The 12,751-nt window shown below is 67.9% G+C and carries 4 protein-coding genes and 1 pseudogene; 1 reads left to right on the top strand and 4 read right to left on the bottom strand.

Going from position 1 to position 12,751, the window contains the following annotated elements; translation table 11 throughout:
- Positions 1 to 877: 877 nt before the first annotated feature.
- Both ACFU53_RS41625 and ACFU53_RS41620 read right to left on the bottom strand, forming a co-directional pair.
- Positions 878 to 8,482 carry an SDR family NAD(P)-dependent oxidoreductase gene (locus ACFU53_RS41625; RefSeq protein ID WP_384004876.1) on the bottom strand — a complete coding sequence of 2,535 codons (7,605 nt, stop codon included), beginning with the start codon at positions 8,480 to 8,482 and terminating at the stop codon, positions 878 to 880.
- Positions 8,412 to 9,566, bottom strand: a complete 1,155-nt coding sequence (locus ACFU53_RS41620; protein WP_384004874.1) for an SDR family oxidoreductase — start codon at positions 9,564 to 9,566, stop codon at positions 8,412 to 8,414. The genes ACFU53_RS41625 and ACFU53_RS41620 overlap by 71 nt, the downstream gene beginning before the upstream one ends.
- 677 nt (positions 9,567 to 10,243) lie before the next feature.
- Between ACFU53_RS41620 and ACFU53_RS41615 the strand changes: the two genes are divergently transcribed.
- The gene (locus ACFU53_RS41615; RefSeq protein WP_384004872.1) at positions 10,244 to 10,447 is read left to right on the top strand and encodes a hypothetical protein; all 204 of its coding nucleotides are present in this window, start codon (positions 10,244 to 10,246) and stop codon (positions 10,445 to 10,447) included.
- 308 nt (positions 10,448 to 10,755) lie between these two features.
- On the opposite strand, the pseudogene ACFU53_RS41610 reads toward ACFU53_RS41615, so the two are convergent.
- Both ACFU53_RS41610 and ACFU53_RS41605 read right to left on the bottom strand, forming a co-directional pair.
- Positions 10,756 to 12,082 (bottom strand): annotated as a pseudogene (locus ACFU53_RS41610) (IS701 family transposase).
- Positions 12,083 to 12,183: 101 nt separating this feature from the next.
- A partial coding sequence (locus ACFU53_RS41605) for a transposase (protein WP_384004870.1) occupies positions 12,184 to 12,751 on the bottom strand: 568 nt, incomplete at its 5' end.

Below are 12,751 nucleotides of genomic sequence, written 5' to 3'. Positions count from 1 at the left end.
CCGTCACTCTGGTCGCGTTGACCTCCTTGCTCGGGCGGCGGTGCCGCCGGCCAATTCCGGCTCGGGCCAACCGCCGGGCCCCGCGGTGACGTCGTCCGTTCCGGACGTGCCGTCGCCCTCGTCGCCCAACAAGAAGGGCGGAGAGAGCTCGAGCCCGGTTCTCTGATTGCTCTATCAGGTACGTCGGGGTGGGGTCCTCACGGGGCTCCACCCCGACGGTTCTCCGGAAACGATCCGCGATGGCGACTGCGGGATGCCGAGGCCACTCCGGATCGCGTCCACGGCCTTGGCTCCTCACCTTCGAGCTGGAACAGCGCGACCTGGTCAAGATCGCATGCAACATGGGCGGAACCTCCGACGTACACCTCAGCGACGCGGGCCGCATCGCGGTGACCGGACACGACGGCCACGGCCGTGGACGACTTCCATCAGGCGGGTATCGCCGTATCGGGTGAGGCACCCGTACCGCAGTAGTTCCCGCACCAGGCCCGGCGCGGGACCAGGACGAATTGTCGTGCGCCCTGCCGCCGTGAATCAGCGGCAGGGCGCACCTGGGCGCGTTGGGGCCGAGCCGGAAGTGCTGGTTACTGCGATGTGCCGGACAGTAGTTTCGTCGGCGCCCGGACACGGCACACACCTCGCCGTGACCGCTTGGACCACCGCCCACGGCGACCTGCATCGGTGTGCAGCGGGGGAGATTTGGGCTCTCGACGGAGGCCGACAGCGTCGGCTCCGGCAGGGTTCACGCCATGGGGTGCGGCACGGATGTCGGGTTCAGGCGGCGCTCTTCTGTTCGGGAACGCGCCGGGGCCGTCGATTCGTGTCCGGCCGCCGCCCGGAGTAATGGAGAATTCCGGCCGGCGGCCGTGATGGACGTCTACCGTTGTGTGGCGGGGAGCAGCGTCTGGTGCAGGCGTTGGGCCAGTCCGTTTACGGTGCCCGCGGCCATGAGCTCCATCAGGGCCAGGTCGCAGCCGAACGTCTGCTGCACGAGTACCTTCAGTTCGACTCCCATGAGTGAGTCAAGGCCGAGATCGGCGAGGTTCGCGGCGGGATTGATCCGTTCCGGTGTGGTCTGCAGGATGTGTGCCGCCGTGATGATCAACGCTTCGGTGATCACCGCCAGGCGGGCTTGGTCGTCGGTGGCTGCCAGCAGGCGCTTGCGCAGGTCGTCGGCCGCGGTGCGGCGAGAGTGGGCAGTGGTGTCCGTCAGTTGGACGCTGAAGCGCGGCCCGTTCAGGTTGGGCAGGAGTTGGGCGAGTCGATCCCAGTCCATGACACCGATCGCTGCTGTGACGGTGTTGCGGTACAGGTGCCGGTCCAGGGCGGACAGGGCTGTTTCGGGCTTGATGAGTCCCAGTCCGGATCGTGCGATGGTGTCGGCCACCTGAGCGCGGGCCACATAGCCGGTGTCGCTGATCCCGCCCCAGGCCAGGGCGAGGCCCGGCAATCCTCGCCGACGGCGGTCACGTACCAGAGCCTCCATGTGCAGGTTGGCTGCCGCGTAGGGGGCCTGGTGCATGTTGCCGACGTGGGCGGTGATGGAGGAGTAGACGATGAAGAAGTCCAGATCGAGGTTCTCGGTCAGCCGGCTGAGGGCCTCGGCTCCGCGCACCTTGGGCGCGAGCACGTTGTGGAAGCGCTCCGCGGTGAGTTCTTCCAGCGGTGAATCGTCCAGGTGCATGGCGGCATGGAGGACGCCGCGTACCGGGTGTCCGCCCGCGTCGGCTTCCTGGAAGATGCGCTGCATGCTGACCGTGTCGGTGACGTCAGCTGCGTACGCGACGGCGCGTACGCCTTGGCCCTTGAGGTCTGCCAGGAGAGCAGCGGCTTCCGGGGAGGCACCGCCGCGGCGCCCGACGAGGGCGAGGTAGCGTGCGCCGCGCGCGGCCAGGTGCCGGGCGGTGGCGGCTCCCAGTCCACTCAGTCCGCCTGTGATCAGGTACGTGCCTTCCTCGCCCAGGGGCGTGACGCCGTCGGCTTCTTCGACCTGGACGGGAGCACCTGGGGAGAAGGTGATGACCACCTTGCCCACATGGCGGGAGTGACGCAGCGCGGAAAGGGCCTCACCGATCTGCGGCGCGGGGTAGCACTGGTGGGGCAGCGGCCGGTAGACGCCCTCGGCGACCCGCTCGGCGACAGTGCGGAACGCCGCTGCGGCTTCCGTGGGTGAGTCGGAGATCAGACGGGTGATGTCGACCGCGAAGTAGGCCAGGTTGTTACGGAAAGGGCGCAGCAGCAGTGGCTGGTTGGCATAGATGTCGCGTTTTCCGAGTTCGACGAACCGACCGCCCGGCCTCAAGCACTCCAGGCTGCGTGTCATGGCCTCACCGGCCAGGGAGTTCAGCACGACGTGCACGCCTCGCCCCTCGGTGACGGTGCGGACGTCGTCAGCGAAGGACAGGTTGCGTGAGTCGAAGACATGAGCGGCGCCCAGCATCCTCAACAGGTCTCGCTTCGCGGGGCTCCCGGCGGTCGCGATGACCGTGGCGCCGACCCGCTGGGCGTACTGGAGAGCGGCCAGCCCGATGCCGCCGGCGCCGCCGTGCACCAGCACGGTCTCTCCTGCGCCCAGACGCGCGCAGGTCTCCATGCTGTGTTGCACGGTGAGGTGGACGGCGGCCAGGGTGGCGGCCTCGCTGTAGGACATGCCGCCGGGAATACCGCCGGTCTGTTCGGTGCGCACTCTCACGTGAGATGCCAGGGTGCCGTGTCCGAAGGCGAAGACTCTGTCGCCGACAGCGAGATCGGTCACGCCTTCCCCAGTGGCGACGACGTCGCCGGCGCATTCGAGGCCCAGCCGAGGCGCGGATCCCGTGGCGGGTTCCGCACCGGGGGGCAGCATGCCCTCGGCGAGCATCACATCGCGATAGTTCAATGCGGCCGCCCGTACCCGGACCACCACTTCACCGGCTCCGGGAGCCTGCGGCTGCACGGGCATCCAGGACAGCTGGTGGCCGCGCCCCGGCCGGTGCAGTCGGAGCTGGTAGTGCTCCTCGGAGTTGGCGACATGGCTGAGGGCCGGCACGTCGCGCAGCCTCGGCACGAAGCGTCCCCGGGGGATGAGAACGATTTCGTCCTCCTCACCAGGGGCAAGCGTGAGCTCGGCCGCGAGTCGGGCACTGTCGGTTCGCGGGTCACCCGACGGGACGAGACTGATACGCCGGATCGTCAACGAGGGATGTTCGTTGGCGAGAGTCCGGGCGATCCCCCACACTGCGGCGCAGGCGGCTTCACCGGACTCTTCGGGTTCCGGGAACAGCCCGGTGGCGCCAGTGATCACCCATAGCTCAGCCCCCTCGCCGCCGGAGGCCGTGCCTGCCGCAGCGATGCCTTTCAGCAGACCGCCGGCCCGGGTGACAACCTCGGACGTGGGAGCACCGTGGTCGTCGGAGAGCAGGACGACGCGCGAGCTGAGATTGAGCGTGCCGGGATCGGACCACGCGTCGCCGGCCGGCGCGATGATCTCGACCTGGTGGGCTCCCGCCGCACTCAGCGCATCGGCCAGCGCCCTGGCCGGCTCCCCGTTCGGTGCCAGGGTGACGATGCTCCAGCCGTCCCGCGCCGAAGCGGCAGCTGGCTCCGTAGCGCGGGAAGAGCTTGCTGCCGCGTCAGGATCGCGACATGCCAGGAGCAGGGAGTAGTCGGCAGCGGACTCCGGACAGGTGCTGCCGGTGGCCGTGACGCGGTCGAAGCCGCATCCACGCAGCACGGACTCCCACTCCTCGCGCGGCAGGAGGGGACTCGTACGCAGGTCCGTGTCGGTGCAGGACCAGTATTCCTCCAGCAGCCCGAAGTAGGGCGCGATCACCTCCTCATCATGACTTTCGATGGCCCATAGCTGCCCACCGTGGTCGAGCAGCGAGGCCACACGGCGCAGCGTCGCGCGCAGGTCACTGGTGGCGTGCAGCACGTTGGACGCCACCACCAGGTCGTAGCTGCCGGGCTCGAAGCCTTGCTCAGCCGGATCCTGGTTCAAGTCCAGTACGCGGTAGTCGACGAAGTCGAACGTACGGAAGCGGCTCTGGGCGCGGGGAAAGAAGGACGCGGAGATGTCGCTGAAGGTGTATCGGGCCAGGTGCGGCGGGAGGCTGGGAAGCAGAGCCGCGGTGAGGCTTCCGGTTCCCGCGCCGACCTCCAGGATCCGCAGTGGCCGGCCCGTCGGCCACTCGGCGCTGATGTGCTGGAGCAGGCAGTCCGCGAACCGGGCGTACAGCCGCATCTGGGGGGTGTCGCCGTAGAAGGCTTCGACGAGACGACGGTCGGCCTCGCTGTACAGCAGCTCCCGTGGATTGATAGCCCCGGTCAGGACCTCGGTCAGGTGTGTGTGGAACCGGGTGTAGAGGGCGATGGCGGTAATCCACTGCGGGCAGCGATCAGCGAACGCGCGTGTCTGTCCGTACGGATCGGCCGTAATACCGGTGAACCGCCAGCGCTCGTTTCCCGTTTCCGTCACATCGCCGGGCACCTCTTCCAACAATCCGTGGTGCGCGGCCATCTTCGCCATAAGCCGTGTGTAGGCGAGGAAATGCGGGCGGACCTGCGCGGTCACGAGGTCGGAACAGGTGAACTCCTGCGCTCCCTTGGTGAGCGCGGCGAAGGCGGCTGTGGCCCAGTGACTGGCAGTGTTCTTGGACAGTCGCGCACACAGGGGATAGTCGTCGATCTGGTCCTGTTCCAGCATGACCCGCTCTGCCTCCGTAGCGGCGATGAGGTCGGCAGGTTCGGGAAGCGGCACGGCCGCGGGCCCCTGGGAGCCGGGGCGGGGAGCGGCCCGCAGTACGGTGGTCAGCTCTTGCAGGGGACTCGACGTAGTGGCGCTGACTGCGCGAAGGCGGCATCCGGCAAGCTGCGCGGCGACTGCGCCGTCCGAGCCGGTCACAGTGACGTCGATGAGGGCATCGGCGCCGGAGAGGTGACGAAGGCGCACATGGATCCGCCCCTCCGACTGTGGGTGCTGCCAGACACGGATTGCCTCAAAGCCGGTGGGGAGGAAGGCGCGCGGGCCTGCGGCCTGTGCGAGCAGCGGCGCGGCGGCCTGCAGCGCACCGTCGAGAATGACGGGGTGTGCCTCGTACCCTCCGGGCGCCTTGGCCGCGTCCTCGGGCAACCGGTAATCAGCTCCAGCTTCCCGTTCGCCCAGCCACAAGCCGGTCAGCACCTGGAAGGACGGCCCATAGTCCAGCCCGGCCCGGGCCATGTGAGCGTAGTGGACGGACGCGTCGATCGTCAGTGCGCCCTGCGGTCGGCGGAGGTCGCTGTCCGCAAGGGCAGGCGTGGGCGCGATCAGGCGCCGTACGCGGGCGCGGGCGTGCAGCGTCCAGTCTTCGGCGGATCCCGTGCGGGAGGCGAAGCAGACGATGCTGTCCTCCACGGACAGGGAGGTCTGCACGGTCACCTCAACGGGGTCTTGCGGGCGCGGAAGTGACAGTGGACGGACGATGTCGAGGTCGGTCACCTCACACGCCGCTCCCCACATCCAGCGGCCGGCTGCCAGAGCTGCTTCCGCGTAGGCGGTGGCCGGAATGATGATGGCGCCGCCCACTTGGTGATCGGCCAGCCACGGCAGGCGCCGGTCGCTCACCGTCTGATGCCAGGCCGGCTCCGCGACCGCGGCACGACGCCCCAACAGGGGATGCGCCAGCGTCTTGTCCTGCGACACGGACGCCCACCAGTCGGGACTGCCGTTGTAGTGGCGTTCATGCTGCCAGCTGTAACCGGGCAGCGACGTCACCCTCCCTGGGCGAGAGAAGCATCGGGCGCTGGGGGCGGCACCCGCGGCGAGCAGCGTGGCGGCGGCTCGGCGTACCGCCAGCGGGCCGTGCTGACCTCGGCGCATCGAGGACACCACTGTCCCGTCGGACAGGAGGCGTCGCAGATACGTGGCCAGCACCGCGTGGGGACCGATCTCCACGAACCGGGTACAGCCTTCCTCGGCCAACGCACGCACGGCGTCGGCGAACAGAACCGGCATACGGACGTTGCGCCACCAGTACGCAGCATCCATCTGGGTGCCGTCCAGCGGACCACCGGTGACGGTGGAAGCGAACCGAGTGCGGTGCCGCCCCGGTCGCAACGAGGCCAGTGCATCGGTCACCTCGTCGCGGATGCCGTCCATGGCGCTGCTGTGGAAGGCGTAGTCAAGGTCCAGTTCGCGGGAGAACACATCCCGGGCCTCCAATTGCCGCCCCAGCTCGGCCACCGCATCGGGGCGCCCCACAACGGTCACGTCACGGTCGCTGTTGACACCGGCCACCTCCAACCGCCCGTGCCAGGTGGCCAGTTCCTTGACGGCTTCCTCCCGGCTCAAGCCCACCGCCGCCATGCGACCGCTGCCGGCGGTGACGCCCTGGGCCTTGCTGCGGACGGTGACCACTTGACACGCCTGAGCCAGGCTCAGGCTTCCGCTGACATACGCTGCGGCGATCTCACCGACACTGTGACCGACCACCGCGTCCGGCTCGACGCCGTGCTCCGCCAGCAGTCGCACCAAACCGAGTTGTACGGCGAACAGCAGCGGCTGGGCCACCTCCGTACGGGCCAGGCGGGGGCATCCGGCAGCCAGCTCCTCGACCACCGACCAACCCAGCCGGGGCCGCAGTTCCGTATCGACCGCCTGAACCGCGGCGGCGAAGACCGGCTCCTGCTCGAGCAGGTCAGTGCCCATACCTGCCCACTGTGATCCGTTGCCGCTGAAGACGAACGCTGTCTCGCCCGGCCGGCCGCCCACCGTTTCCGCCGCGGGGCTGTCCGCCTGTCCGTCGGCCAGCTGCAGCAGCGCCTCGGCGGCCTCTTGCGGGCTCTGTGCCACCACAGCGGCTCGGTGCTCGTACCTGCGGCGCCGCACGGTCGAGGTATAGGCGAGATCATAGAAGTCCCCGGCCCCAGCGAACTGCAAGTGCTGGCCCAGCGCTTCGGCGGCGTCCTTCAGCGCGGCTGCGGTGCGCGCGGAGACCACCACCGGCAGCCGGCCCCCGGCCCGAGCCTCGTCCGGCGTCCCGGCCAGCCCCGCGAGGTCGGCTCCGGCTAGCACCGCGTGTGCGTTGGCGCCGCCGAACCCGAAGGAGTTCACGCCTGCCAGCGCCAGCCCCACCGCCGCCAGAGGCTCAGGCCGTGTGACGGGCCGCAGCCCCAGCTGCTCGAAGTCGATCCTCGGATTGAGTTCCTCGGCATGCAGCGTCGGCGGGATCTGCCGGTGCTTGAGCACCAGCAGGGCTTTGAGTAGACCCGCCATACCGGAGGCGGCTTCCATGTGCCCGATGTTGCTCTTGACCGAGCCGACCGGCAGCGGACCTCTGCTGCGCCCCACGCCGAGCGCGCGCCCGATCGCCTCGCACTCCAGGGGATCTCCTACCTGTGTGCCTGTCCCGTGAGCCTCCAGATACGCCACGTCGTCCGCCACCAGACCAGCGCCCTCGTACAGGCGGGTCAGCAATGCCTGCTGTGCTGTGCTGCTGGGCAGGGCCAGGCCGGGTGTGCGACCGTCGTTGTTGACGCCGGTGGCCGCGATGACCCCGTGGATACGGTCCCCGTCGGCCCTGGCTTCGGAAAGCCGCTTCAGCAGCACCAGACCGCCGCCCTCGGCCCGCACGAAGCCGTCGGCACGGGCCGAGAACGGACGGCACCGGCCTGTCGGCGACAACATCGACGCAGCGGAAAACCCGGCGAACAGCTGTGGGTTGATGAGCACGTTGATTCCGCCGGTCACCGCCAACCGTGCGCGACCGGAACGGACTTCCTCGCACGCCTGGTGCAGCGCGGTCAGTGCCGACGAACATGCCGTGTCCACAGTGACGCTCTGACCGTGCCAGTCGAAGTAGTGCGACAACCGGTTGGCGGCGATCGCGCCGGCCATACCGGAGACGCTGTAGGCGTTGCCCGACTCCGGTACACACGCTTGCAACTCGCCGTAGTCGTGGCTCGAACAGCCGACGAACACAGCCGTGTCCGAACCCTCCAGCCGCCCGAAGTCGATCCCGGCGTCATCCAGCGCCTCGACAGCCATCTCCAGCAGCAGCCGCTGCTGCGGGTCCATTTGGGACGCTTCCCGTGGAGAAATGCCGGTGAAGAAGGAGGCGTCGAAGCCGGTGATGTCCCGCAGGAACCCGCCGGCAGCCGTGTACGACCAACCCGGCCGGCGTCTGTGTGCATCAACGAAGTCATCGACCGGGAAACGGTCCGGAGGGACCTCGCTGACCATGTCGCGACCGGTGGACAGAACTCCCCAGAGGTCATCAAGACTGTTGATGTCGCCAGGAAGGCGACAGGCCGCACCGACCACCGCAACAGCGTCGTCGGAGAGCAGGGAAACAGGCACAGTCAACGGACAACTCCAGGCTGTAGAGCGAACATGACAAGAGATGGAGAAGAGCGTGCCGACATGGGCCACGCCGAGCGCCCCGGTGACCGACCTACAAGCCGACCGATTGCTCCGCCCGCGGCGAGCTGGCGCCATCACCGCTGCAGGCGGGCGTGAGCGCACGCACCAGATAGGACTGATCCAGCGGCACCGGGTCGGCCAGGTCACCCGTCAGAGCGAGCGTGTTCGTCCGGTCGTAAGTGCGTCGGTGCCGAAAGCTCAAGAAGCCGGGCAGCGAGGCAGCAACGAAACTCTCGGCCGGGGTCGGATCGACGACCTTGTCGACCAAGCACACGGACAGACCAGGGTGAAGGCTCTCGATCGCCGAAGCAATATGTTGGGCCGACGTCTCCACCGGATGAACGATGTGGAAGCAATGCACGCCGACGGCGGGGCGGCTGTCATGGGCGACACACAGCATGGCTTTTACCGCGTATGTATCGGGAACGACGTTGAACGTCACATCTGCGGGAACTGGCAACCGCAACCGCAACCCTGCAGCCGGGCCCCGCTCACCGGGGACGGGAATGCCCGGTCCTCCGGTGCGAGCGATCGTGTCAATGAGCTGCCCCAGCACACCGAGCGGATGGCACGGCGCTCCTGCCCCCACATTGCCATCATTGCCCACCACACTCGGCCGCAGGACAACGGCTTCCCTGCCGTGACGCTCGGCCCATTCCCGAACCAGCTTCTCCGCCGCATACTTCGACTCGTCATAATGTGTTTCGAACCCGTACGTGTCACACAGGTGATCTTCAAGAATCACCCCAGCGGGAACTTTTCCAGCGACGGCCATGGTGCTCATGTGCACGAATCGACACGATGGATCCGTCAGCTCGGCAAAATCCAGCATTTCGGCAGTTCCCTGAGCATTCACAGCGAACAACCGTTGGCGCTCTCCCGCCAAAGCGATGTCGCCCGCGCAGTGCCACACCGCCCGGCACTCAGCAGCGAGACGCCCATACATGGCGGGGGGCAAGCCCAGATACGGATGAGTGACATCACCGCTGACGCAGCGCAGCCTAGCTCGTTCCTCATCGCGCAGCGACCGCCCCGACACCGCCTCCAGTACCGTTACCACCCTTGCCCGCAGTGAGGCGGAGGAACCGCGTCCCACGGTTACCACGTCATGCGCATAGGTGGTGAGTAGTTCAAACAGTACCCGTGAGCCCAGGAAACCTGTCGCTCCAGTGATCAGGAAAGTCACACCAGCAAGAATGACGCACTGTCCCGTATTCACAAAATCGCTAGCATATGATTATAAGATTGCGTAATTCTGCTTACCCGTCGCGAGGAACGTGAGTTCCGTTTCGAGATATCAACCGACACCGGCTGGCCGTGGGGTGCCCTCGGGAGCACCCCCGACCTCGCAGTGGTCGCGGCAATCCTGCCCGCCTGGTGCGGTGGTGCGTCGATCGACCGACTGCGGCGCGACTGGCCGCTTCTCGCAGGCGACTCGCTGGCTCACTGGCAAATCGCTGGCCTTCGGAGTTCAGGTTCTTCCCGTCACAGTCGTGGCCCCGTACTTCGCGGCACGGAGGCCACGACGCTCGAGTCCGCGTCCATGTGGTGCTCCATGGCGGCGAACCGCTCCTGGCCGGTCGGATCCGGCTGCGCAGGGCCGCCGCGGAACTGACGGCCGCCCACGCGGCTCAACCACGCCCTGGAGCGCGTCGGGTTCGCGCTCGCCGGACGGGCCGGCGCCCGGCTGGCCGCCCAACTGGGCTTACGCGCGGGGCGGATGACCTTGCTGCGCAGGGTCATGGCACTGCCGGACCCGCAGTTCAGCACACCAAGTGTGCTGGGCGTAGGACGACTTCGCCACCCGCCGGGGCCAGAACTACTCCACCGTCTTGACCTGCGGAGAGACCCACCGTGTGGTCGATGTCCTCCCGACGCGCGACGCGCGACGCGGGGCCGCTGGCCGCGTGGCTGACCACCCACCCCGGCGTCGAGATCATCTGCCGGGACCGGGCGGGCGCCTACGCCGGGGGAGCCCGGGTCGGCGCACCCGACGCTCTTCAGGTCGCGGACCGGTTCCAGTGCGCCATGAGGCGCCTTGTCGTATCCCCGACTCAGTCGGGATGAACTCAGAGGGAGGTTCTTGGGTCTGATGGCTTACCCGATCCGGAAACGGTGATGGGGACCAGAGCATGCCAGGAAATCGATGACCGGGCTCAGGCAGTAGAGACGGGGTATCGAGGGACCCGCGTGACACGGTGAAAGCTGGATTGCCTGAACCCTAATCTCCAGAAGATCGAAGGTCAGATCCGTCGGAAAGCTACCCGCCACCGACGCCGCACTCTGCGACGGCTTTATGGAATGGTCGACGCAACCTTCAGAGTGCGGAGCGATGCCCAGCGAGGGTATTCAAGGAGATGAGTGGGGCACCTACATCACGCTATGCGTACGACAAGGACGAACATGGGATCGCCTAATACTGCAGCCGCAGTTATGGGGGTCGGTGGCCTCGGCGGCGGTAGTGGCTGAGGCGGGCTCGCTGTTGATGGCGGCGGCGCCAGCGTGACCAGTGCAGGATGTGGTCGGCTTCGTGCCGGACGGCGTGGGTGAATCTGCTCAGCAGGCGGCGAATTTCGTTCACGCTCAGTCGGATGAGGTCACGGCTGTGTCCCCCTTTTCGTGAGTGGTGGTCCGGACCGCGGTCAGGTGGGCGGCAGCCGCCATGGCCAGGGTGATGTGCCGGTACCAGGCCGGGTATTGGCGTACTTGGTAGTGGTCCAGGCCGGCCTCGTTCTTGGCGGCCTGGAAGCATTCTTCGATCGCCCAGCGGGCCCCGGCAGCGCGGACGATCTCGGCCGACGGAGTGTTTGCCGGTGCATGCACCAGGTAGTAGGCGCGCTCGCCGTCGGCGAGGGACCGCCGGATCAGCAGGGCGTCTTCGAAGCCGTCGTCACGCTCACCGGGCAGCGGGACCAGGGCCCATGCGTATTCGCGCAAGCCGTGGGCACCCTCCCCGGCCGAGCAGATCTCCCAGGCGTGCTCCGGCAGGATCGCCGAGATGGTGCGGGCGTTCTGCCCGCGCGGCCCGCATCGATGTTTGGAGGCGACTGCCAGCACGTAGCTCAGGCGCTGCCCGGCCAGCCAGCCGCGCAGGACCGGGTCCTGGCCGTAGACCTCGTCGCCGGTCACCCAGCGAAACGGCACCTTCGCGGCAACCGCCCGCTCCAGCATCGCGCGGGCCAGCGCGGGCTTTGTGCGGAAGGCGACCTCGTCACCGATCCTCGCGTCCGCCCGGCGGGCCGGATCCTCGATCCAGGAAGTGGGGAGGTACAGCTCCCGGTCGATCAACGCCCGCCCCCTGGTGGAGGTGTAGGCCAGGAACACTCCCAGCTGGCAGTTGTCGATCTTCCCGGAGGTGCCGGTGTACTGCCGCTGCACACCGGCCGAGCGGGTGCCCTTCTTGATGAAGCCGGTCTCGTCCACGGCCAGCACACCGTCCTCGGCGCCCAGATGCTCCAGCACGAAGCCACGGACCTCGTCACGGACCGCGTCGGCGGACCAGTCGGCCTGGTTCAGCAGCCGTTGCATGCCGTCCGGGCACAGCTCACCGGCCTGCTCGGCCAGTGTCCATCCGTTCTTGCGCTCCAACGACGCGAGCAGTCCACGCAGGTACTCTCCCGACCGCCGACGCGGCTCCGACCTCCGGAAATGCCCACCGATCCGAGCATGCAGAGCGTCCAGACCCGCCGCCCAGCGATGCACCTCATCAACCGTGACGTCCCCACCCATGCCCAGTTCAACGAGCAGCCCGACCACTCGTCACACCAACTGCGGCTGCAGTATTAGACCGACCGGCAAATGGATCACTTGAGGCGTCGGGTGGTGGGCCGGCCGTCCCAGCGGTAGCGGCTCGTCGCCCGTCGGATGAGCATGCGGAGCGTGACGAGAGTGGCGGCGAGGTGGAGGTAGAAGTCCACGACCGCGCCGCTCCTCTCGGTACACCGTCGGAGCTTGCCGTAGTCGTTCATCCACGAGTGCGTGCGCTCTACCACCCAGCGCTTGCCCGCTTGGATCGGGGCAGGCACTCCCTTGCGGGCGATTTCGGCTGTGAATCCCAACTCGGCAATCAGCACACGGGACTTGACGCTGTCGTAGCCCCGGTCGAGGTTGACGTTCACCGTCTCCGGCAGTGCACCGACCTGTGCCTGCACCGCATACAGGGTGGGGCCGAGCAGGGGCGAGTCGTGCCGGTTGGCCCCGTCGGAGACGATCCCGAGCGGAACACCGCAGGCATCGGACGCGACGGAGCGCTTCAGTCCCTGCTTGCCCCGGTCCACCGGCGACCGCCCGGCCTTGTCGCCGCCGGACGGGGCCTTGGTGATGCAGCCGTCCACCGAGATCTCGCCCAGCCCAAGGCCGATCACCCGGTCG

Origin of the sequence: Streptomyces sp. NPDC057474 (genome assembly GCF_042802555.1) — a bacterium.
In the GTDB taxonomy this organism is placed as follows: Bacteria; Actinomycetota; Actinomycetes; order Streptomycetales; family Streptomycetaceae; genus Streptomyces.
Note: the sequence above shows the minus strand (reverse complement) of the source record. Positions and strands in the feature narration are given on the sequence as shown.

Excerpts from the sequence above, each read along its gene's own strand:
- ACFU53_RS41615 (WP_384004872.1), top strand. The coding sequence starts at position 10,244 with ATGTCCTCCCGACGCGCGACGCGCGACGCGGGGCCGCTGGCCGCGTGG.